We start from the raw sequence: 22453 nt of genomic DNA on the forward strand, positions 1-22453 counted from the left end.
GCAAGGATAACGCGACGACCATGCACCGCAATACCCCGCAGCTCGCGATGGGGCGCGCAGCGGCCCCAGCGTTGCAGCTTCGTGGCACATGATGTTGGGGCTGCTTTGCAGCCCTTCGCGAGCTGCGCTCGCTCCTACCAGGTTCATCGTCTGTGCTTGAAAATGCGATCTGCAAGCACCGGCACAGCCTTGGTCTGCTGCTCAGGCACCCATCTGCAGGCGACGCCGCCCCGGTAGGAGCGAGCGCAGCTCGCGATGGGGCGCGCAGCGGCCCCAGGGTTACAGCTTCGTGGCACATGATGCCGGGGCTGCTTTGCAGCCCTTCGCGAGCTGCGTTCGCTCCTACCAGGTTCATCGTCTGTGCTTGAAAATGCGATCTGCAAGCACCGGCGCAGCCTTGGTCTGCTGCTCAGATACCGATCTGCAGGCCGGCGCCCCGGTAGGAGCGAGCGCAGCTCGCGAAGGGCTGCAACGCAGCCCCGGCGTTCAGAACCGCGAAGCTGAAACCCTGGGGCCGCTGCGCGCGGCATCGCGAGCTGCGCTCGCTCAGGGGCGTGCGGCCCGCCTACCGGCGCATCGCGCTTGCCAACGCCGCCTTCGCCTCGGCGCTGTTCAGCCGTTCGATGAACAGCAGGCCTTCGGTGCTCACCGTGGCCGCCAGCGCCTCGCGTTGCGGGGCCTTGAGCAACCGCTTGCTCACGCGCAGCGCCTCGGCCGGCAGCCGCTGAAGGCGCCGGGCGAGCGTGATGGCGGCGGCCTGGCACTGCGCACCGTCCTCGCACAATTCGGTGGCCAGCCCCCATTGCACGGCCTGCTCGCCGCTGAGCGCCTGACTGCACAGCAACAGCTGCGCGGCCCGTGCATGGCCCAGCAACTGCGGCAGCAACAGGCTTGCGCCAAACTCCGGGCACACACCCAGCGCCACGAACGGCGTGCGCAACTTGGCATCGCGGCTCACCAGCACCTGGTCGCAATGCAGCAACAACGTGGTACCAATGCCGATGGCGGGGCCGGCCACTGCGGCAATCAACGGTTTCTCCAGCGCCATCACCGCCCGCATCATGCGAAATACCGGGCTTTGCAAGTCGGTCGGGGGCCGTTCCAGAAAATCTGGCAAGTCGTTGCCCGCGGTGAAGCAACTGGCGCTGCCGGTCAGCACGATCACCGCCACCTGCGGGTCCTGCTCGGCCATTTCGAACAGCTGCGCAAGGCGCGCATACATGGCGTTGGTCAGCGCATTGAGTTTGTCGGGGCGGTTCAGGCGCACGGTCAGCAGGCCTTCGTCGAGGGTGTGCTGGATCAGGTCGGTCATGGCGCTAGCCTCTGTTGTTTTTATCGTGGGCGTGGGTGCGGGCGGGGTGTATCAGCGCCCCGGAGTATAAACAGGGTATCGCTTTCCAGGCGACTTGCTATACAGTCGTTCAACTGTGCCGCCTGTGAGAAATGCCCATGCCCCATGAAGCCCGCTTCAGCCGCATGCTGCCCGAACTGCGCAAGGCCAACCTGGTCGAGGCCACTCTGGTATGCCTCAAGCGCCATGGCTTCCAAGGTGCCTCGATTCGCAAGATCTGCGCCGAGGCCGGCGTTTCGGTGGGCCTGATCAGCCATCACTACGCCGGCAAGGACGAACTGGTGGCCGACGCCTACATGGCCGTCACCGGCAGGGTCATGCAACTGCTGCGCGAGGCCATGGCCCAGGCCGCGCCCAATGCCCGCGAGCGCTTGTCGGCATTCTTTCGCGGCTCGTTCAGCGCAGAATTGCTCGACCCACAGCTGCTGGACGCCTGGCTGGCATTCTGGGGGGCGGTGAAAACCGCCGAGGCGATCAACCAGGTCCATGACCATTCCTACGGCGAGTACCGCCGCGAGCTGCGTACCCTGCTTGCCGAGCTTGCCCGCGAGCAGGGCTGGAAGCAGTTCGACGCCGACCTTGCCGCCATCAGCCTCAGCGCCTTGCTCGACGGGCTATGGCTGGAGTCCGGCCTGAACCCTGGCACCTTCACCCCGGCCCAGGGCGTACAGATTTGCGAAGCCTGGGTCGATGGCCTGCAAGCCGGTGGTCGGCAACGCTTCACCCTGCCCGATGAGGGCTGTTGATCGACCGTTCAGCAATCGTTAGTCTTGGCCCAGTCTAATAAGAACAATGCCCTCGGGCGCCTCAGGACACTGCGCGATGACCTCTCAGGTACTGATCGTCGACGACGATCCGCTGATTCGTGATTTGCTCCAGGCCTACCTGTCCCAGGAAGGCTACACCGTGCACTGCGCCGCCACTGCCGAGCAGGCCGAAGCGCTGCTGGCCGAGCAGCCGGTGGACCTGCTGATGCTGGATATCCGCCTGCCCGGCAAGGACGGCCTGACCCTGACCCGCGAGCTGCGGGTGCGCTCGGAAGTGGGGATCATCCTGATCACCGGCCGCAATGACGAAATCGACCGTATCGTCGGCCTGGAATGCGGCGCCGACGACTACGTGAGCAAACCGCTGAACCCCCGCGAACTCGTGTCCCGCGCGAAGAACCTGATCCGCCGCGTGCGCCACGCCCAGGTCGCCCGCCCGAGCGCCCCGGCCAACCTGGCCCTCAAGCAGTTCGGCGCGTGGGCGCTGGACTGCGATCGCCGCCGCCTGGTTGACCCGAAAGGCGGCGAAACCCTGTTGACCCAGGGTGAATTCCAACTGCTCAGCGTGTTCCTGCGCAACAGCGGCCACACCCTCAGCCGTGACCAGCTGATGGACCAGATTCGCAACCGCGAATGGGTGCCCAACGACCGCTCCATCGATGTGCTGGTCGGCCGCCTGCGGCGCAAGCTGCATGACGACCCGGCCGAACCGGAACTGATCATCACCATCCACGGTGCCGGCTACCTGTTCACCGCCAGCGTGGCGGCGTGAGACGCAGCGTGCTGGGCCTGCTGGCGCTGCTGGCCAGCACTGCGCTGCAGGCGGCCACCAGCGTGCGCTATTGCGACTACCCGGTGTACCCGCCGGTGTCCTGGAGTGACGGCAAGCAGCCCCGCGGGCTGGCACCCACGGTGGTGCGCGAGTTGTTCGGGCGGCTGGGCTACCGTGTCGAGATGGTGGTACTGGGCAACTGGCAGCGCTGCCTGCTCGATGCCGCCGAGGGGCGGGTGGACGTGGTGCTGGCGTACACCTCGGCGCAGCGTGAGCAGACCCTGCGTTTTTCCAAGGTGCCGGTGCTGCGCGAGGAGGTGGCGGTGTTCGCCAACCGCCAGCACCCATTGGCCTTCAACCGGCTGGAGGACCTGGCGCGCTACCGTGGCGGGCTGCTGTTCGGCGAAAGCTATGGGCCGGCGTTCGACCAATTCGTGGCCCAGCACCAGAACATTGAATGGGTTTCCAGCAGCGGGCAGAACTTTGGCAAGCTGATTCGCGGGCGCATTGACTTCGTGATTCAAGAGCGGCGCACCGGCCAGCTGTTCGTCGAGCACCTGCCTGGCGCTGGCGACATCGTTGCGCTGCCACCGGCGCTGAGCGTCGACTACCTGCGCGTGGCTGTGTCGCGCCGCTCACCGTTGAGCACGCACATGGCCGAGATCGACGCGCAGTTGCAGCAGATGGCTGACGCAGGCGAATTGGAGCGCTGGCTGCAGGAAAGCGAGGTTACCTACCGCGACATGGTTCGCCAGCCATGAGCCGCCTGCAACCCGGTGGCCTGCTGCGCCGGCTGCTGCTGTTCATCCTGCTGTTCAGCCTGTGCTTCACGGTGCTGGCCAGCAGCGTGCAGCTGTACTTCGAATACCGCCGGGAAATGCGCGAGATCGATACGCGCATGGCGCTGATCCGCGCCGGCTACCTGGCCAGCCTGGAGCGCAGCCTGTGGGACCTGAACCAGGAGCAACTGAACGTGCAGTTGCGCGGCCTGGTGGATTTTTCCGATGTGGCCTTGGTGCGCCTGAGCAGCCCCGACTTCACCTTGCAGCAGGGCGACCCGACGGCAACGGGGCCGTTACGGGTCGAGCGCTTTGCCCTGGATTACCAGCCACCGTCCGGGCCGCTGCGGCAGTTGGGCGAGCTGGAGGTGAGCACCGACCTCGGCGCGGTACACCGGCGGCTGGTCGCCACCGGGCTTGCCAGCCTGCTGTGGATGGGCGTGTTCCTCTGTGGCCTGGCGCTGGCGCTGTCGGGGTTGTTCTACCGCCTGGTGACGCGGCACCTGCAGGTGATGGCCGAATTCGCCCGGCGTATCGGTGCCGGGCAGTGGCACGAGCCGCTGCGCCTGAACAAGCGCCGTTCGCCGCACACGGATGAAATCGACAGCGTGGCGCTGGCGCTGGATGACATGCGCCGGGCCATTCTCACCGACAGCGAGCGCCGTGAAAACGACCGCCGGGCCCTGCAGGGTAAACGCGATGAGCTGCAGAAGCGGGTGGAGCGGCGCACCGCCAGCCTGATGCACGCCAAGAACGAGGCAGAGGCCGCCAACCTGGCCAAGTCGCGCTTTCTGGCCACCATGAGCCACGAGCTGCGAACGCCGCTCAACGGCATCCTGGGCATGGCCGAACTGCTGCGTGGCGCCGGGCTCGACGGGCAGAACCGGCAACGCCTGGAGGCCCTGTACAAGGCCGGCGAGGGGCTGTTGGGCATTCTCAACGAGGTGTTGTACTTCGCCCGCCTGGAAGAAGGTGAAAGCCACCCTGAGGCCGTGGATTTTTCCCTGCGTCAGCTGTGCGACGAGGTGGTTACGCTGCTTGAGCCCCGTGCACTGGCCAACGACAACGTGTTGCTGTGGCGTATCGACCCGCAACTGGCTGCGCATCAGCATGGCGCCGAGCAGTATCTGCGCCAGGTGCTGAGCAACTTGCTGGCCAATGCCATCAAGTTTACCGAGGGCGGCGAAATTCGGGTCGAGGTGCAGGTGCTGCAGGCGTTGGCCGGGCGCCAGCGCCTGCGCCTAAGCGTTACCGACGACGGCATCGGCATTTGCCCGGCCATGTTGCCGAAGATTTTCGGGCGCTTCGTCCAGGCCAGCGAGGCGGTGGCGCGGCGCTATGGCGGCACGGGCCTGGGGCTTGCGATCAGCAAGCACTTGGTTGAACAGATGGGCGGGCAGATTGGCGTGCACAGCCGGGAGGGCGAGGGCAGCTGCTTCTGGCTGGAGCTGGAACTTGCAAGCGTGCAGCCAGCGCCAGTGCAAGCGATGGCGATTGCCGGCAGCACGCCGCTGGACATCCTGGTGGTGGAAGACGTGGCCCTGAACCGCGAGGTGGCCAGCGGGTTGCTGGAGCGCGACGGGCACAGGGTGCAACTGGCCGACGATGCCGAACAGGGTTTGCAGCTGTGTGCCCAGCGGCGCTTCGACCTGATTCTGCTCGACGTGCACCTGCCGGGTATCAGTGGCGTGGAGCTGTGCCGGCAATTGCGCGCGGGTAGCACAGCCAACCGCCACACGCGCATCCTGGCCCTGACGGCCAGTGTGCAGCCTGGGGTGGTGCGCAGCTACCTGGATGCCGGCATGCAAGGGGTGCTGGGCAAGCCTCTGAAACTGGCCAGCTTACGCCAGGCCCTGGCAGGGCAGTGGCCCGCGTGTGCGCCGGCCACTGCTGCCTGGCTCGACCAGGCGCTGCTGGACACCCACCGCACGCTGTTGGGCGAGCAAAAGCTGCACGGCCTGCTGGGCAGCCTGCGTGACGGCCTGGCGCAACAGCGCCAGCCCTTGCTGGAGGCACTGGAAGCCGGCGACTGCACGGAAGTCACGCACCTGGCCCATCGCCTGGCCGGAAGCAGCGACTCCATGGGACTGTGCGGCCTGGCGGCAACCTTGCGTGGGCTTGAGGCGCAGGCCTTGGCCTGCGACAAACCCGGGGTCCAAGCCCTGGGCCCGGTGCTGCGCGAGCAACTGCAGCGCGCCGACGCCAGCCTGGCTGCCTTGCTGGCCGGCTGAGCGACAAAAACCTTACGACTTTTTACATCTTCGATCCTTACGTTCAACCGGGCCTTACATCGCTTTCCAATAATCCAGGCAACCGCCACCCACGCGGTTCACGAGGCTTATTGGAGATAACAATAATGAAAGGCCGTAAAGCTGAAGGTATTCACCTCACGCGGGCGTTGAAGAGCCGGCACATTTTCATGCTCTCGCTCGGGGGCGTGATCGGCACCGGGTTGTTCATGGGCTCGGGCGTGACCATCAACCAGGGCGGGCCGGTGGGCGCGATCCTCGCCTACCTGGTGGCCGGGTTCCTGATGTACCTGGTGATGGTCTGCCTGGGTGAGCTGTCGGTGCAAATGCCGGTGTCCGGCTCTTTCCAGGCCCACGCGACGAAGTTCATCGGCCCGGCCACGGGCTTCATGATCGGCTGGGTGTACTGGATGAGCTGGGCCACCACCGTAGGCCTGGAATTCACGGCCGCAGGGATGCTGATGGTGCGCTGGTTCCCAGCGGTGCCGATCTGGTACTGGTCGGCGCTGTTCGTGGCCGTGCTGTTCGGTATCAATGCCCTGGCGACACGGGCGTTCGGCGAGGCGGAATACTGGTTTTCCGGCGTCAAGGTGGCGGCGATTCTCGGCTTCATCATCGTCGGCGTGCTGGTGATCTTCGGCGCCATACCGCTGACCAGCGGGGCGCCAGCGCCGCTGATGAGCAACCTGGTCGGTGATTCACTGTTCCCCAATGGCCTGCCTGCGGTGTTCGCGGTGATGATGACCGTGGTCTATGCCTTCCAAGGCTGCGAGATCATGGGCGTGGCGGCGGGCGAGACGGACCAGCCGGAGAAAAGCATCCCCCGCGCCGTGCGCAATGTGGTGTTCCGTGTGCTGATTTTCTATGTGTTGGCGATCGTGGTGCTCTCGGCGATCGTGCCGTGGCAGCAGGCCGGGTTGATGGAAAGCCCGTTCGTGCAGGTGTTCGACATGGTCGGCATTCCCTTTGCTGCAGACCTGATGAACTTCGTGATCCTCACGGCGATTCTTTCGGTGGGCAACTCTGGGCTTTATGCCTCTACGCGGATTCTCTGGGCGATGTCCAAGACCGGCATGGCCCCGCGCAGCCTGTCGCCCCTGAGTAGCCGTGGGGTGCCGCTGCGGGCGCTGTTCATCACCTTGTGTTTTGCCCTGGTTTCGCTGTTGACCAGCTTCATTGCCGCCGACACGTTATTCATGGTGCTGATGGCGGTGAGCGGCATGTCGGGCACGGTGACCTGGATCGTCATCGCCCTGGCCCAGTACCGCTTCCGCCGGCAGTTCCTGCGTGAAGGGGGGCAGTTGAGTGAGCTGAAGTACCGGGCACCGTTGTATCCGCTGTTGCCGTTGTTGTGCATCACCTTGTGCAGCTCGCTGTTCGTGTTCCTGGCGATGGATGAGACGCAGCGGCCTTCGTTGTATTGGGGGTTTGGGTTTATTGCTGTGTGCTATGCGGCGTATTTCCTGGTGCAGCGCAAGCGCCAGGGGGTGGGGGTGGAAGTGTCGGTGGCTTGAGGGGCGGCAAGGGTTCGCCGGTGTTTTGGCAGCGCCTGGGAGATCGAGCGCCGCCCGCGCGGCGCATCGCGAGCTGCGCTCGCTCCTACGTTTCGATATTTGGCCCAACACAGACGTAGGAGCGACCGTAGGTCGCGATCCGCCGCGCAGGCGGCGCTTGATCTTGTTCGAAGTTGTAACACCGCCTCCTACCCCAATTGCCTCCTTGTTGAACACTCGTTTAGCATGAGCCTCACGTCTCACCCCAATCACAATAATTCGAGGCCTGTCATGACTGCTCCGTCGTCCCTCCTCACGCAGGTTGAAGCCGGTGTCGCCTGGCTCACCCTGAACCGCCCCGAACAGCGCAATGCGCTGGACATTCCCACCCTCAAGGCCCTGCATGCCACCCTCGCGGCATACAACACCGACCCCGCCGTGCGTGTGGTGGTGCTGACCGGCACTGGCCGCAGCTTCTGCGCCGGCGCCGACCTCGCCGAATGGGCCGAGGCCGAAGCCCGCGGCGCCCTGGAAAGCTACGGCTGGACCGAAACCGCCCATGCCCTGATGCACTGCCTGCACAGCCTCGACAAACCCACCATCGCCGCCATCAACGGCACCGCCGTGGGCGCCGGCATGGACCTGTCGCTGTGCTGCGACCTGCGCCTGGCCGCCCGCTCGGCACGCTTCAAGGCCGGCTACACCAGCATGGCCTACTCCCCGGACGCCGGTGCCAGCTGGCACCTGCCGCGCCTGATAGGCAGCGAGCAAGCCAAGCGCCTGTTGTTCCTCGACGAGCTCTGGAGCGCCGAGCGCGCCCTGGCGGCCGGCCTGGTCGGTGAGCTGGTCGACGATGACCAGTTGCCTGGCGCCACCGCCGAACTGGCAGCGCGCCTGGCCCAAGGCCCGACCTTCGCCTTCGCGCAAACCAAGCGCCTGATACGCCAAGGCGCCTCGCGCAACCTCGCCGACCAGCTCAGCGCCGAACTGGCCGCCGGGTTGCTGTGCGGGCGCAGCGCCGACGGCGCCGAGGCCTTGCGCGCAGCCACGGAAAAACGCCCGCCACGCTTCACCGGCAAGTAAGCACTTCCTCATTCCCCGGTTACCCAGGAACAGGCCATGAATTTCCAACTGACCCAAGAACAAGAAATGTTGGTGGATGCCGTACGCAGCTTCGTTGCCAAGGAGTTGCTGCCCCATGAAGAAGCGGTCGACCGTGCCGACGAGGTGCCAGCGCAGCTGGCCGCGCAGATCCGCGGCAAAGCCATCGCCGCTGGCTTCTATGCGTTCAACATGCCCGAGGAAGTGGGCGGCGGCGGCCTCGATTACCTGTCCCAGGCGCTGATCGAACGCGAGCTGTCGAAGGTGTCCTGGGCGTTGCATGTGTTCGTGGCGCGGCCGTCGAAAATCCTCATGGCTTGCACAGGCCAGCAGGTCGAGGACTACTTGCTGCCGTGCATCCGCGGTGAAAAAACTGACTGTTTCGCCCTGACCGAGCCGGGCGCAGGCTCCGACGCCAACTCGATCAAGACCCGCGCAATACGCGAAGGCGACGACTTCGTGATCAACGGCAGCAAGCACTTCATCAGCCATGCCGGGCACGCCGACTTCGCGATTGTGTTCGCCGTGACCGACACCTATGAACACAACGGCCGCAAGCGCAACGCCGTCACCGCCCTGCTGGTCGACCGCAACACCCCGGGCATGACCATCCGCCGCGGCCCCAAATGCGTGAGCAATCGTGGCTACCACACTTACGAGCTGTTCTTCGACGACTGCAAGGTGCCGGCCAGCAAGGTGCTGGGCGAGGTTGGCAAAGGCTGGGAAGTGGCCAACGCCTGGCTCACTGCAGGCCGGGTGATGGTCGCCGCCAACTGCGTCGGCCAGGCCCAGCGCGCGCTGGACGTGTCGCTGCAATGGGCGGCCGACCGCAAGCAGTTCGGCCAGCCCATTGGCACCTACCAAGGCGTGTCGTTCAAGCTGGCCGACATGGCCACGCAGATCAAAGCCGCCGAGCTGCTGACCCTGCACACCGCCTGGAAGATGGACCAAGGCAGCATGACCGACGGCGAAGCCGGCATGGCCAAGCTGTTTGCCAGCGAAGTGCTGGGCAAGGTGGCCGACGAGGCGGTGCAGATTTTCGGCGGCATGGGCCTGATGGACGAGGGGCCGGTCGAGCGAATTTGGCGCAATGCACGCATCGAGCGGATCTGGGAAGGCACCTCGGAAATCCAGCGGCACATCATCGCCCGCGAATTGCTGCGGCCACTGCTGCGTTGAGCACCCCGGAGAATCGCCATGTCCCACGCCATTCGTGACAACCTCAAGCGCCTGCTGGCGCCCCGGCACCTGGCCTTCGTTGGCGGGCGCAGCATGGCCCGCGCGCTCAAGCGCTGCGCCGAGGGTGGCTTCCAGGGCCCGCTGTGGCTGGTCAACCCGCAGCACGACAGCCTCGACGGCGTGCCCTGCGTGCGCAGTGTGGCCGAGTTGCCGTGCGCGCCAGACGCCGTGTTCATCGCCACCAACCGTGAACTGACCCTGGCCTGCGTGGCCGAACTCGCCGCCAAAGGGGCGGGCGGGGCGATCTGCTATGCCTCGGGGTTCGCCGAAAGCGGCGCCGAGGGCCAGGCCCTGCAACGCCAGCTGCTGCAGGCCGCTGGCGACATGGCCCTGCTTGGGCCTAACTGCTACGGCCTGCTCGACTACCTGCACAGTGCCGCGCTGTGGCCAGTGGCCCATGGTGGCAAGGCGGTGGAGCGGGGCGTGGCGGTGCTGACCCAGAGCGGCAACTTCGCCTACAACCTGTCGATGAGCGACCGCTCGCTGCCGGTGGCCTACATGGCCTCGGTCGGCAACCAGGCGCAACTGGGTATCGCCGAGTTGATGGACGTGCTGCTCGATGAGCCGCGCGTCACCGCCATCGGCCTGCACCTGGAAGGCCTGAAGAATGTGCCGGGGTTCGCCCGTGCGGCGCACAAGGCGCTGGAGAAGGGCATCCCGATCGTTGCCCTGAAAACCGGCGTTTCGCAGATTGGCGCGGAGCTTGCGCTGAGCCACACCAGCTCGCTGTCTGGCTCCGATGCGCTGTACGACAGCCTGTTCCAGCGCCTGGGGGTGATCCGCGTCAGCGGCCCGGTGAGCTTCGTCGAAACCCTCAAGGCCGCCGCCTGCGGCCATCTGCCCAAGGGCAACAGCCTGATCGCGCTGGCCTGCTCGGGCGGCGATGCCGGGCTGATCGCCGATTACAGCGAAAGCAACCAGCTGTGCTTGCCGGCCCTGGACGCCAGCCAGGTCGACGCGTTGGCCCAGGTGTTGCCGGCCTACGCCAACCTGGTCAACCCGCTGGACTTCACCACGGCCATCTGGGGTGATGGCCCGGCCAAGCAGCACATGCTCGACTGCGCCCTGCGCAGCGATGCCGACGCCGCCATGCTGGTGCTCGACTACCCCGCCGAGTTCACCGGCGAGCGCAAGGAGTGCGACCTGCTGCTAGAGCTTTTCTGCGCGGCGCTGGCCCGCCATGGCAAGGTGGGCTTCGTGACCTCGGCCTTCCCTGAACTGCTGCCAGCCAGCGCCCGCGAGCGTTTGCATGCGGCCGGCGTGCCGGCGCTGCAAGGTGTCGAGGATGGCCTGGCGGCCTGGGGGCGCGTGGCGCGCTATGCCCGGAACCGCCAGGCCTTGCTGGCGCTGGGCGAGTCGGCGCTGGTGCCGCTGTGCCCACCGGCACTGCAAGGTGCCAGCCAGGTGCTGGACGAATGGGCGTCGAAGCAAGCCCTACGCAGTTTCGGCCTGCCGGTGCCGCTGGGCGTTGCCAGCAGCCCACAGGGCGCATTGGCCGCTGCCCGCGAGGTGGGTTACCCGCTGGTGCTCAAGGCCATCAGTGCGCAGTTGCCGCACAAGACCGAAGCGGGCGCCGTGGCCCTGAACCTTGCCGACGAGGCAGCGCTCAGCCAGACCCTGGCGAACATGCAGGCGCGCATTGCCGCCTACGCACCGGGCCTGGCATTCGACCGGGTGCTGCTCGAACCCATGGCCGCCGCGCCATTGGCCGAGTTGATCGTGGGTATCAAGCGCGAGCCGGACTTTGCCCTGGCGCTGGTGATTGGCGCAGGTGGCACCCTGGTCGAACTGCTCAAGGACAGCACCAGTTTGCTGCTGCCCACCACCGAAGGTGCGATCCGCAAGGCTGTGCTGTCCCTGCGCAGTGCAGCGCTGCTGCAGGGCTACCGTGGTAAGCCTGCGGCCGACCTGGACGCCTTGGTCGCCGCCATCGGCGCCGTGGCCGACTATGCCTGTGAAAACGCCAGCCAATTGCTGGAGCTGGATGTGAACCCCCTGATGGTCGGTGCCAGCGGCACCACCGCCGTCGATGCCTTGATTCGCCTGGGCCAGGCGTAAGGACATGAACATGACCCACCCAACCCTCACCGCCGGCCAGGCGCTGGTGCGCCTGCTGGCCAACTATGGCGTCGACACGGTCTTCGGCATCCCCGGCGTGCATACCCTGGAGCTGTACCGTGGCCTGCCCGGCAGCGGCATCCGCCACGTGCTCACCCGCCACGAGCAGGGCGCAGGCTTCATGGCCGACGGTTATGCCCGGGTCAGTGGCAAGCCCGGGGTGTGCTTCGTCATCACCGGCCCCGGCGTGACCAACGCCGCCACGGCCATCGGCCAGGCCTACGCCGATTCGATTCCGCTGCTGGTGATTTCCAGCGTCAACCACACCGCGAGCCTGGGCAAGGGCTGGGGCTGCCTGCACGAAACCCAGGACCAACGCGCCATGACCGCGCCCATCACGGCCTTCTCGGCCGTGGCCCTGAAGCCCGAGGACCTGCCCGAGCTGATCGCCCGCGCCTATGCGGTGTTCGACAGCGAGCGCCCGCGGCCGGTGCATATCTCCGTGCCGCTGGATGTGCTGGCCGCGCCGGTGGCGCATGACTGGAGCGCGCAGGTAGTGCGCCGCCCCGCGCGCGGCCCGGCCAACCCCGAAAGCCTGGAGCAGGCGGCCCGGCAACTGGCCGCTGCCAAGCGCCCGATGATCATTGCCGGCGGTGGCGCACTGCAGGCGGCGGCCGAGCTGCAGGCATTGAGCGAGTGCCTGGCGGCGCCGCTGTTCACCAGCGTGGCTGGCAAAGGCCTGGCGGCGCTCGATTCGCCCTTGAACGCAGGTTCCACCCTGTGCGTGGAGCCTGGCTGGGCACTGATCGCCGAGGCCGATGTGGTGCTGGCGGTGGGCACCGAGATGGCCGACACCGATTTCTGGCGCGAACGCCTGCCGCTCAACGGCGAGCTGTTGCGGGTGGATATCGACCCACGCAAGTTCAACGATTTCTACCCCTGCGCGCAGGCGTTGCACGGCGATGCCCGGCAAACCCTGGCGGCGCTGCTCGAACGTTTGCCGGGCGAGCGGCGTGATGCGGCCCAGGCCACGGCGGCGGTGGCGCGCCTGCGCGAGGCCGTGCAGGCCGGCCATGGCCCGTTGCAGGCGCTGCACCAGGCCATTCTGCAGCGAGTGGCCGCAGCGCTGCCGGACAACGCGTTCATCAGCACCGACATGACCCAGTTGGCCTACACCGGCAACTATGTGTTCAACAGCCGCGCCCCGCGCAGCTGGTTGCACCCGACCGGCTACGGCACCCTTGGGTTTGGCCTGCCGGCCGGCATCGGGGCGATGTTCGGCAGCGCAGGGCGCCCCGGCCTGGTGTTGGTGGGCGATGGCGGTTTTCTCTACACCGCCCAGGAACTGGCCACCGCCGTGGAAGAGCTTGACCGCCCACTGGTGGTGTTGCTGTGGAACAACGACGCGCTGGGGCAGATCCGCGACGACATGCAGGCCCTGGCCATCGAGCCCATCGGCGTGCTGCCGCGCAACCCCGACTTCGCAGGCCTGGCCCGCGCCTTTGGCTGCACGGTCGCACAGCCGCAAAGCCTGGATGAGCTGCAACGCGACCTGCGCAGCGGCTTTGCCCGCAACGGCGTAACCCTGATCGAGCTCAAGCACGCCTGCGCGCGCTGAGCCTGGCCCAGAACCACAGGAAGCGAACCATGCGATTTTCCTCACTCACACAACGCATCGCCGGTGATGGCGCCGCCGCCTGGGACATTCACTACCGTGCCCTGGCCATGCTGGAGCAGGGCCAGGACGTGCTGCTGTTATCGGTTGGCGACCCGGACTTCGACACCCCGGCGCCGATCGTTCAGGCCGCCGTGGCCAGCCTGCAGGCCGGCAATACCCATTACGCCGACGTGCGCGGCAAGCGCAGCCTGCGTGAAGCCATCGCCCGTAGGCACCAGCGGCGCAGCGGCCAAGCCGTGACGGCTGACCAGGTGACCGTCCTGGCTGGGGCCCAGTGCGCGCTGTTCAGCGTGGCCCAGTGCGTGCTGCAGGCGGGCGATGAAGTGATCGTCGCCGAGCCGATGTACGTTACTTACGAGGCCGTGTTCGGCGCCTGTGGCGCTACAGTGATTCCGGTGCCGGTGCGCCCGGAGCACGGTTTTCGTGTGCAGGCCCAGGAGGTGGCCGCACGCATCACCCCGCGCACCCGCGCGCTGGCGCTGAACAGCCCGCACAACCCCTCCGGCGCCAGCCTGCCGCGCAGTACCTGGGAGGCCTTGGCCGAGCTGTGCGTTGCCCATGACCTGTGGCTGATCAGCGACGAGGTGTACAGCGAGCTGCTGTTCGACGGCGAGCACATCAGCCCGGCCAGCCTGCCCGGCATGGCCGAGCGCACGGCAACGCTCAACAGCCTGTCCAAGTCCCACGCCATGACCGGCTGGCGGGTTGGCTGGGTGGTGGGGCCACCGGCACTGGCCGGGCACCTGGAAAACCTGGCGTTGTGCATGCTTTACGGTTGCCCTGATTTTATTCAGGACGCTGCGGTGGTGGCGTTGGAGCAGCCGTTGGCCGAGCTCGATGGCATGCGCGAGGCCTACCGTGAACGCCGCGACCTGGTGTGCGCCAGCCTTGCGAACTGCCCAGGGCTGCGGCCGTTGCGGCCTGATGGTGGGATGTTCGTGATGGTCGATATTCGCGAAACCGGGCTTAGCGCGCAGGCGTTTGCCGACCGGTTGTTGGACCTGCATGGGGTGTCGGTGTTGGCGGGGGAGGCCTTTGGGCCGAGCGCTGCTGGGCATATCCGCCTGGGGTTGGTGTTGGGGGCTGAGGCGCTGGGTGAGGCGTGTCGGCGGATTGGGCTGTGCGCCAGGGAGCTGATGGGGGCCGCGTGAGGCGTGGCGCGTTCTGTAGGAGCGGGCTTGACCCGCGAAGCAAAAACCGCGGTGCGTGGCACCGGCTTCGCCGGTGTTCGCGGGGCAAGCCCGCTCCTACAAAGGATTGCGGCGCGTTTGCGGGCATTGTTCCTTGGGCGTATCGAACGCCACGAATAACTGGTCCGCCGTGATCGTCCCCAGGTCCAGGCGCATGTTCTGCTCCAGCATCGCGAACAGCCGGGTGAATACCTCGTACACCTTGCAATGGTCTTCCAGCCCCGCGAACGGGTTGTCGATCTTCTCGGCGATCAGCGAACTTTCCTGCACCGCGTCATACACCTCGCGCAAGGTAATCTGCTGCGGCGGGCGGGCCAGGGTCACGCCGCCCTGGGCGCCACGGTACGACATCAGGATATTGGCCTTGACCATCTGCGACACCATCGAGCGCACCCGGGTAGGGTGCACCTTGACCCATTTGGCGATGGTTTCGGTGCGCAGTTTCTGCGGCGCATTGGCAGCCACGAAGGAAAGGATGTACGAAGCGGTGATCAGCCGGGTCGACTGGCTCATGGGGCAATGCTCCCTGCGAAAGCGTAGATAGTACACGGTTGCCAAAGCACGTTAGCGGGCGCTGGAAATCAGCTTGTCCACGCGCTAATGTATTTGTTACGGTAACAATTACAAATAATACACAGCTTCTACGCAATCCGCTTTGACCGAACAACAATTCCTTGCGGTTCAACAGGGGCAACTGCCATGAGCGATAACAACAAGAACAATCCGCACGCCATTCCCGCAGGCAGCCTGCCGCGCCGGGATTTCCTCAGGTTCAGCGCTGGCGCGGCGGCCATCGCCGGGGCCTTCGCCTTCGGCCTGCCGCTGCGCAGCCACGCCGACGAGGCCACGCCCAAGCCCGGCGGCACCCTGCGCCTGGGCCTGGCAGGGGGGAGCACCAGTGACTCGAAAGACCCAGGCTCTTGGGTCGACACCTTCACCTTCATCGGCTTTTCGGCGGTGTACAACACCCTCACCGAAATTGCCGTGGACGGCACCGCCATTCCTGAACTAGCCGAGCACTGGGAATCCAGCCCGGAGGCGAAAACCTGGACGTTCAAGCTGCGCCCGGGCGTAACGTTCCACAATGGCAAGCCGCTGGTTGCAGAGGACGTGGTTGCCTCGATCCAGCATCACCTGGGCGAGAAGTCCACCTCCGCGGCCAAGACCGTGCTGGGTGATGTTGCCAAGGTGTACGCCAGCGCGCCGGACACCGTGGTGTTCGAACTGCACTCGGGCAATGCTGACTTCGCCTACGTGGTGGCCGACTATCACCTGGTGATCATGCCCGCCAAGGATGGCCTGGCCGACTGGCAGGCCGGGGTGGGCACAGGTGGTTACCGCATCAAGGGTTTCGAGCCGGGCGTGCGCATGGACCTTGAGCGCAGCCCGGATTACTGGAAACCGGGCAGGGCGCACTTTGCCAGCGCCGAGCTGATCGCCATTGCCGATGGCGCGGCGCGGGTCAACGCCCTGGTCACCGGCAAGGTCGATGTGATCAACAAGGTCGACCTCAAGACCGTGGCCCTGCTCAAGCGCAACCCGAAACTGGTGATCGAGGAAACCAAGGGCGCCCAGCACTACACCTTCCCGATGGCCTGCAACAGCCCACAGTTCGCCGACAACAACGTGCGCCTGGCGCTCAAGCACGCGGTCGACCGCCAGGCCCTGCTGGCCTCGGTGCTGTACGGCTATGGCCAGGTCGGCAACGACCACCCGCTGCAACCGGGCAACCGCTTTATCAACCCGGCCCTGGAGCAGCGTGTCTACGACCCGGACAAGGCCCGTTTCTACTTGCGCCAGGCCGGCATGGACAGCCTCAAGGTACGCCTGCAGGCCTCCGACGCAGCCTACAGCGGCGCCGTGGACGCTGCCGTGTTGTTCAAGGAGCAGGCCCGCCAGGCCGGCATCGACATCGACGTGGTGCGCGAGCCCGCCGATGGCTTTTTCACCAACGTGTGGATGAAACAGCCGTTCACCACCTCGTTCTGGTACTCAAGCCTCACCGCCGACCGCATGTTCAGCATCGGGTACGCCAAGGGCGCGGCATGGAATGAAACCCACTGGGACAACCCGCGTTTCAACCAGTTGCTCAATGCCGCCCGCGGCGAGATGAACGAGCCGCTGCGCCGCGAGATGTACAACGAGATGCAGGCCCTGTGTCGCGACGACGGCGGGGCGATCGTGCCGCTGTTCGCCAGCTCCGTTGCCGCCCGCTCCAGCCGGGTGGCCCACGGCCCGCAGACCGCCCCCTACGGCGAGCTGGACGGCCTGCGGGTGATCGAGCGCTGGTGGCAAGCCTGAGCCGCCAGCGCTTGCAGGGTTGAACGCTCCCTTTTCATTCGAGGACATCTACGGTGAACATGCTTGGCAAACTGCTTGTGCAGCGCCTGGCCTTGGGCCTGTTGTCGCTGTTTGCGGTCTCGGTGGTGATTTTCCTGGCAGTGGGTATGCTGCCAGGGGACATCGCCCAGGCCATGCTCGGCCAGTCGGCCACCCCGGAAACCGTGGCGGCCCTGCGCAGCCAACTGGGGCTGGACCTGTCGCCGCTGCAACGCTTCGTGCAGTGGGCCTGGCGCCTGCTCCACGGTGACCTCGGGGTGTCGCTGGCCAACCAGCGGCCGATTGCCGAACTGGTGGGCGCGCGGTTGGGCAATACCTTCAGCCTGGCCCTGCTGGCGGCGCTGTTCTCGGTGCCGCTGGCGTTGCTGCTGGGCATGCTCGCGGCGTTGTACCGCAACAGCTGGTTCGACCGCCTGCTCAACACCGGCGCGCTGAGCGCGGTGTCGTTCCCCGAGTTCTTCGTGGCCTACCTGCTGATTCTGGTGTTCGCCGTGAAGCTGGCCTGGCTGCCGGGTATTTCCAGCCTGCCCACCGACGCCTCGCTGGCTGACGTGCTGGAGGTTTCGGTGCTGCCGGTAGCCACCCTGAGCCTGGTGGTGATCGCGCAGATGATGCGCATGACCCGTGCCGCGCTGATTAACCTGTTGGCCAGCCCCTACATCGAAATGGCCAGGCTCAAGGGCGTGTCACCTGCGCGGATCATCTTCAAGCACGCCTTGCCCAATGCCCTGGCGCCAATCGTCAACGTGGTGGCGCTGAACCTGGCCTACCTGGTGGTGGGCGTGGTGGTGGTGGAAGTGGTGTTCGTCTACCCGGGGCTGGGCCAGCTGCTGGTGGACTCGGTGGCCAAGCGCGACATTCCGGTGGTGCAGGCCTGCAGCCTGATTTTCGCCGGCACCTACATCCTGCTCAATACCGGCGCCGACGTGCTGTCGATCGCCAGCAACCCACGCCTGATGCATCCAAAGGGGTAGACCATGAAGCTGATCGCACCGCTGCTGCGCGCGCCCCTGAGCGCGAAGTTCGGCCTGCTGGTGATCGTTGCCTACATCGGCGTGGCGCTGTTCGCACCGCTGCTGGCGCCGTATGGCGAAACCCAGGTGGTGGGCGAGGGCTTCGCACCCTGGAGCCCGCAGTTCCTGCTGGGCACCGACAACCTCGGGCGCGACACCTTCAGCCGCCTGTTGTACGGCGCCCGCAACACCCTGGGCATCGCCTTCCTGACCACCAGCCTTGCGTTCCTGCTGGGCGGCCTGTGCGGCCTGGTTGCCGCGCTCAAGGGCGGCTGGGTCGACCAGGGCCTGTCACGGCTGGTGGACATCCTGATGGCCATTCCGCAGCTGATCTTCGCCTTGCTGATCCTCAGCGTGGTCGGCACCACGGCCACCTCGCTGGTGCTGGTGATCGCGCTGCTCGATGCCACCCGGGTATTCCGCCTGTCACGCGCCGTGGCGATGACCGTGGTGGTGCAGGACTACGTGGAGGCCGCGCGGTTGCGCGGGGAGGGGCTGTGGTGGCTGGTCACCCGCGAGGTGTTGCCCAATGCCGCAGCGCCGCTGATTGCCGAGTTCGGCCTGCGCTTTTGTTTCGTCTTCCTGTTCATCAGCGCCCTGTCGTTCCTTGGCCTGGGCATCCAGCCGCCAACCGCCGACTGGGGCAGCATGGTGCGCGATAACGCGGTGCTGATCACCTTCGGTGACATCAGCCCGCTGCTGCCGGCCCTGGCCGTGGCGTTGATCACGGTGAGCGTGAACTTCGTCGTCGATTGGGTGCTGCACCTGTCCAGTGGCCTGAAGGAGTGCTGAACATGAACGCCGATACCCTGCTGGAAATCCGCGGCCTGCACATCGAAGGCCATCATGACGGTGCCTGGCACCCGCTGATCAAGGGCATCGACCTGACCCTTCGGCGCGGCGAGGTGCTGGGCTTGATCGGTGAGTCCGGCGCTGGCAAGTCGACCCTGGGCCTGGCTGCCATGGGCTACGTGCGCGACGGCTGCCGGATCACCGGCGGCAGCGTGTGCTTCGATGGCTTGCAGTTGCTTGATTGCAGCGCCGAGGCCCTGCGCAAACTGCGCGGGCTGCGCATCGCCTATGTGGCGCAGAGTGCCGCCGCCTCGTTCAACCCAGCGCACCGGCTGATCGACCAGCATGTGGAAACCGCGGTGATCAACGGCGGCCAGGACCGTGCCACGGCCGAGGCCGAGGCGGTGGCGCTGTACCGCCTGCTGCGCCTGCCCGACCCTGAGCATATCGGCCAGCGTTACCCGCACCAGCTTTCCGGCGGGCAGTTGCAGCGGGTGATGACCGCCATGGCCATGGCCAGCCACCCGGACCTGATCATTTTCGACGAGCCGACCACGGCGCTGGATGTCACCACCCAGATCGAGGTGCTGGCGGCGATCCGCGATGCGGTGAAAATCTTCGGCAGCGCCGCGCTGTACATCAGCCATGACCTGGCGGTGGTGGCGCAGATGGCCGACCGCATCATGGTGCTGCGCCACGGCAGCCTGGTGGAAGAGGCGCAGACCCGCCGCATGCTCAGCGCGCCGCAGCAGGCCTACACCCAGTCGCTGTGGGCCGTGCGCAATTTCCACACCTCGGCCAAGGCCTGCCCGGTGGCGCAAAAGCCGTTGCTGGAGGTGCGCAACGCCAACGCCAGTTACGGTCAGCAGCCGGTACTGCATGACGTTTCGCTGAAGCTGTATCGCGGCCAGACACTGGCGGTAATCGGTGAGTCGGGCAGCGGCAAGAGCACCACGGCGCGCCTGATCAGTGGCCTGCTGCCGGCCACCAGCGGCGCGTTGCTGTACGACGGTGAAGCCCTGCCTGGCGATTACCGCCGGCGCAGTAAGGAACAGCTGCGGCGCATCCAGATGATCTACCAGATCCCCGACACGGCGCTCAATCCCAGGCAACGCATCGTCGACATCATCGGCCGGCCGCTGGCTTTTTACCTGGGCCTCAAAGGCAAGGCCTTGCGCGAGCGGGTCGCCGAGCTGTTGCGGATGATCGACCTGGACCCGGCCACCTACATGGACCGCTTGCCCCGCGAGCTGTCGGGTGGGCAGAAGCAGCGAATCTGCATCGCTCGTGCGTTGGCTGCCGAGCCGCAACTGATCATTTGCGACGAGGTGACCTCGGCCCTGGACCAGCTGGTGGCCGAGGGCGTGCTGAAGCTGCTCGACCGGATTCAGCGCGAGCTGGGCGTGGCCTACCTGTTCATCACCCACGACGTGGCCACCGTGCGCGCAATCGCCGACCAGGTGCTGGTGATGCAGCGCGGGCGAGTGGTTGACCACGGCAGCCGCGAGGCGATTTTCCAGCCGCCGCACCGCGACTACACCGGGTTGTTGTTTTCCTGCGAGCCGGAAATGGACCCGGACTGGCTCGACCGCCTGTTGGCCACGCGCAAGGCCACGTCCCCTTTGCCCACTGTTTGAGGATCAACCATGAATGTCCTGATCGTTCACGCCCACCCCGAGCCACGTTCCTTCACCGCCGCCCTGCGCGACCAGGCGGCAGCCACCTTCCGTGCCCAGGGCCACCAGGTGCAGGTGAGCGACCTGTATGCCATGGGCTGGAACCCGGTGGCCAGCGCCGATGACTTCAGCCACCGGGAAAACCCGGAATACCTGGTGTATGCACTGGAGCAGCGCTTGGGGGTGAAGGGGGGCTCCATTGCAGCGGATATCCAGCAGGAGTTGGACAAGCTGCTGTGGGCGGACCTGCTGGTGCTGAACTTCCCCATTTTCTGGTTCTCGGCCCCGGCGATGCTCAAGGGCTGGATCGACCGGGTGCTGGTGTCCGGGGTGTGCTACGGCGGCAAGCGTTTCTACGACCAGGGCGGCCTGGCTGGCAAGCGGGCGCTGGTGACGGTAACCATTGGCGGGCGCGAGCACATGTTTGGCGAAGGGGCGATCCATGGGCCGCTGGAGGATATGCTGCGGCCGATTTTGCGTGGGACCTTGGCCTATGTGGGGTTCGAGGTGCTGGAGCCGTTCGTGGCCTGGCATGTGCCGTATATCAGCGATGAGGCGCGCCAGGGTTTTCTGCGCAGTTATCAGCAGCGCCTGGAGCAGTTGCCGGATGATGCGCCGATGCAGTTTCCGCGGTTGGAGCAGTTTGATGAGGCGTTGTATCCGTTAACGAACGTTCAGAGCCGTTGTACGGAGCCAGGCTACTAGTGCAGATGTACGAGGTGGCACAATGCCTTGTTTGCTGTAGCCCTTGCAGTTTAGGCCTTTCAGGCAAACGACCGAACTGAACGTGTGCGGACCCTGGCCCATGCCGATTGACCCTGCGCACCCAGGCCACTAAATTCCATGGTTTTCCTACTGGGTGCACTGCACCGAAGCTATCAGGACCCTGGCAAAGGACTGGCCGACCATGGTTTTTCGCGCAAGGCGTTTCATGCCGGCGGCACTGCTCTGCTGCACCTTTACGGTTCAGGCAAGTGATGTGCCGACTGGCGACTTCTGGGTCATTCACCACCAGGGCAGCCTGGGTACGAACCAGGCATTCATCGCTGATGGTGATGCCAACAATATCTATGCGCGCCCGGGTGGGGCGAAATCGCTGGGCGTCTATCAGTTCAACGAAGCGCCCGGCACACCCACCTTCACGGCTTACGACGTTGAAATCGATTGCGCGAAGAACCGCGTGCGGATCATGGGTGCGCAGGATTATCGAAGCGTGTTCAACGAACTGCGCCCGGCAAAGTTTTCCAGCCAGTGGCAGACCAAACCCGAGGCTTGGCTTGTGCAAAGCCGAGACTTCGTGTGCCGCCCAACCGAGCGCCAGGCCAAGAAAATGCAGCACCTGGGTGCAATGCCCGCCTCACAAATGGCCAAGGCAGGGCCGGAGCTGTTCCGGGCCCTGAATCGTGAGGCGCTAAAGGCAACCATCATGCAGCAGATCGATGAAGCCTTTGCGCAGATGCCTGCGAAATAACTCATGTCGAAAGGGAAGGGGTGATGAACCGATTGCTCATGCTGGCGTTGGCAGCCGCCACGCTCAGCGGCTGCTCCTCGCTTGAGGCCACCAGTGCCTGGAAAGGTCGCCCAGTGGGCGAGTTGATCGACTACTTCGGTGTTCCCAGGCAGATCATGGTGGCGCCGGACCAGGACCTGGTCGTGCTCAGGTACATACGCGAAAGCGATTACATTTCACGCGAAGCCGCTGGCACGTACACAGGGCCGCAAGGTGGCCAGCTCGTCCATGCAGAGTATTGGGAGGATGTTCGGCATTCGGGCAGTTGCGAAATCAATGTGTTCATCAACCGGGCGCGGTTGGTTGAGAAAGTTCGCGCCAATGGGCGCTGCGCCCCCATCGAAATGGCTCCGAAGGGGGCGTGAGCAGGCTTTACGCCGACCCGGTAGGAGCGAGCGTAGCTCGCGATGGGGCGCGCAGCGGCCCCAGGCCTTGCGCTTCGCGG

General features: G+C 65.8%; 19 protein-coding genes. 17 read left to right on the forward strand and 2 right to left on the reverse strand.

Annotated features, from left to right (window positions below; genetic code table 11):
- Nucleotides 1-565: 565 nt before the first annotated feature.
- The gene (locus F3J44_RS00715) at nt 566-1312 is read right to left on the reverse strand and encodes an enoyl-CoA hydratase-related protein (protein WP_167269986.1); all 747 of its coding nucleotides are present in this window, start codon (nt 1310-1312) and stop codon (nt 566-568) included.
- Nucleotides 1313-1449: 137 nt separating this feature from the next.
- Between F3J44_RS00715 and F3J44_RS00720 the strand changes: the two genes are divergently transcribed.
- From F3J44_RS00720 to F3J44_RS00765, 10 genes are all read left to right on the forward strand, one after another.
- The gene (locus tag F3J44_RS00720) at nt 1450-2097 is read left to right on the forward strand and encodes a TetR family transcriptional regulator C-terminal domain-containing protein (protein ID WP_167062452.1); all 648 of its coding nucleotides are present in this window, start codon (nt 1450-1452) and stop codon (nt 2095-2097) included.
- 76 nt (nt 2098-2173) lie between these two features.
- Nucleotides 2174-2890: a response regulator gene (locus tag F3J44_RS00725; protein ID WP_167269989.1), complete on the forward strand. Its 717-nt coding sequence runs from the start codon at nt 2174-2176 to the stop codon at nt 2888-2890.
- The gene (locus F3J44_RS00730; protein ID WP_167269991.1) at nt 2887-3651 is read left to right on the forward strand and encodes a transporter substrate-binding domain-containing protein; all 765 of its coding nucleotides are present in this window, start codon (nt 2887-2889) and stop codon (nt 3649-3651) included. The genes F3J44_RS00725 and F3J44_RS00730 overlap by 4 nt, the downstream gene beginning before the upstream one ends.
- Complete coding sequence (locus tag F3J44_RS00735) at nt 3648-5900, forward strand: ATP-binding protein (RefSeq protein WP_167269993.1); 2253 nt, start codon at nt 3648-3650, stop codon at nt 5898-5900. Before F3J44_RS00730 ends, F3J44_RS00735 begins: the two co-directional genes overlap by 4 nt.
- Nucleotides 5901-6025: 125 nt before the next feature.
- Nucleotides 6026-7432 carry an amino acid permease gene (locus F3J44_RS00740; protein WP_167269995.1) on the forward strand — a complete coding sequence of 469 codons (1407 nt, stop codon included), beginning with the start codon at nt 6026-6028 and terminating at the stop codon, nt 7430-7432.
- Nucleotides 7433-7702: 270 nt separating this feature from the next.
- On the forward strand, nt 7703-8494 hold the full coding sequence (locus F3J44_RS00745) for an enoyl-CoA hydratase/isomerase family protein (protein ID WP_167269997.1): 792 nt from the start codon (nt 7703-7705) through the stop codon (nt 8492-8494).
- 36 nt (nt 8495-8530) lie between these two features.
- Entirely contained in the window at nt 8531-9691 is a 1161-nt protein-coding gene (locus F3J44_RS00750) for an acyl-CoA dehydrogenase family protein (RefSeq protein ID WP_167269999.1), read from the forward strand.
- An 18-nt stretch (nt 9692-9709) separates the two neighbouring features.
- A complete protein-coding gene (locus F3J44_RS00755; RefSeq protein WP_167270001.1) occupies nt 9710-11809 on the forward strand; it encodes an acetate--CoA ligase family protein in 2100 nt (699 codons plus the stop codon).
- A 10-nt stretch (nt 11810-11819) separates the two neighbouring features.
- Nucleotides 11820-13427: a 5-guanidino-2-oxopentanoate decarboxylase gene (locus tag F3J44_RS00760; protein ID WP_167270003.1), complete on the forward strand. Its 1608-nt coding sequence runs from the start codon at nt 11820-11822 to the stop codon at nt 13425-13427.
- A 29-nt stretch (nt 13428-13456) separates the two neighbouring features.
- Nucleotides 13457-14638 (forward strand): pyridoxal phosphate-dependent aminotransferase, encoded by a 1182-nt coding sequence (locus tag F3J44_RS00765; protein WP_167270005.1) that lies wholly within the window; start codon nt 13457-13459, stop codon nt 14636-14638.
- 96 nt (nt 14639-14734) lie between these two features.
- Here F3J44_RS00765 and F3J44_RS00770 read toward each other — a convergent pair whose 3' ends face one another.
- Nucleotides 14735-15190, reverse strand: coding sequence for an Rrf2 family transcriptional regulator (locus F3J44_RS00770; RefSeq protein WP_167062422.1), 456 nt, complete (start codon nt 15188-15190; stop codon nt 14735-14737).
- 186 nt (nt 15191-15376) lie between these two features.
- On the opposite strand from F3J44_RS00770, the gene F3J44_RS00775 reads away from it, so the two are divergent.
- The 7 genes from F3J44_RS00775 to F3J44_RS00805 all read left to right on the forward strand — a co-directional run bounded on the left by F3J44_RS00775 (nt 15377) and on the right by F3J44_RS00805 (nt 22373).
- Nucleotides 15377-16978, forward strand: a complete 1602-nt coding sequence (locus tag F3J44_RS00775; RefSeq protein ID WP_167270007.1) for an ABC transporter substrate-binding protein — start codon at nt 15377-15379, stop codon at nt 16976-16978.
- Between the two features lie 59 nt (nt 16979-17037).
- On the forward strand, nt 17038-17991 hold the full coding sequence (locus F3J44_RS00780) for an ABC transporter permease (RefSeq protein ID WP_205299609.1): 954 nt from the start codon (nt 17038-17040) through the stop codon (nt 17989-17991).
- 3 nt (nt 17992-17994) lie between these two features.
- On the forward strand, nt 17995-18822 hold the full coding sequence (locus F3J44_RS00785; protein ID WP_167062414.1) for an ABC transporter permease: 828 nt from the start codon (nt 17995-17997) through the stop codon (nt 18820-18822).
- A 2-nt stretch (nt 18823-18824) separates the two neighbouring features.
- Nucleotides 18825-20459: an ABC transporter ATP-binding protein gene (locus tag F3J44_RS00790; protein WP_167270011.1), complete on the forward strand. Its 1635-nt coding sequence runs from the start codon at nt 18825-18827 to the stop codon at nt 20457-20459.
- A gap of 9 nt (nt 20460-20468) precedes the next feature.
- On the forward strand, nt 20469-21203 hold the full coding sequence (locus F3J44_RS00795) for an NAD(P)H-dependent oxidoreductase (RefSeq protein ID WP_167270013.1): 735 nt from the start codon (nt 20469-20471) through the stop codon (nt 21201-21203).
- A gap of 202 nt (nt 21204-21405) precedes the next feature.
- On the forward strand, nt 21406-21969 hold the full coding sequence (locus F3J44_RS00800) for a hypothetical protein (protein WP_167270015.1): 564 nt from the start codon (nt 21406-21408) through the stop codon (nt 21967-21969).
- Between the two features lie 23 nt (nt 21970-21992).
- Nucleotides 21993-22373, forward strand: coding sequence for a hypothetical protein (locus F3J44_RS00805; RefSeq protein WP_167062402.1), 381 nt, complete (start codon nt 21993-21995; stop codon nt 22371-22373).
- Nucleotides 22374-22453 lie beyond the last annotated feature (80 nt).

It is taken from the genome of Pantoea sp. Tr-811 (assembly GCF_011752535.1).
Classification (GTDB): domain Bacteria; phylum Pseudomonadota; class Gammaproteobacteria; order Pseudomonadales; family Pseudomonadaceae; genus Aquipseudomonas.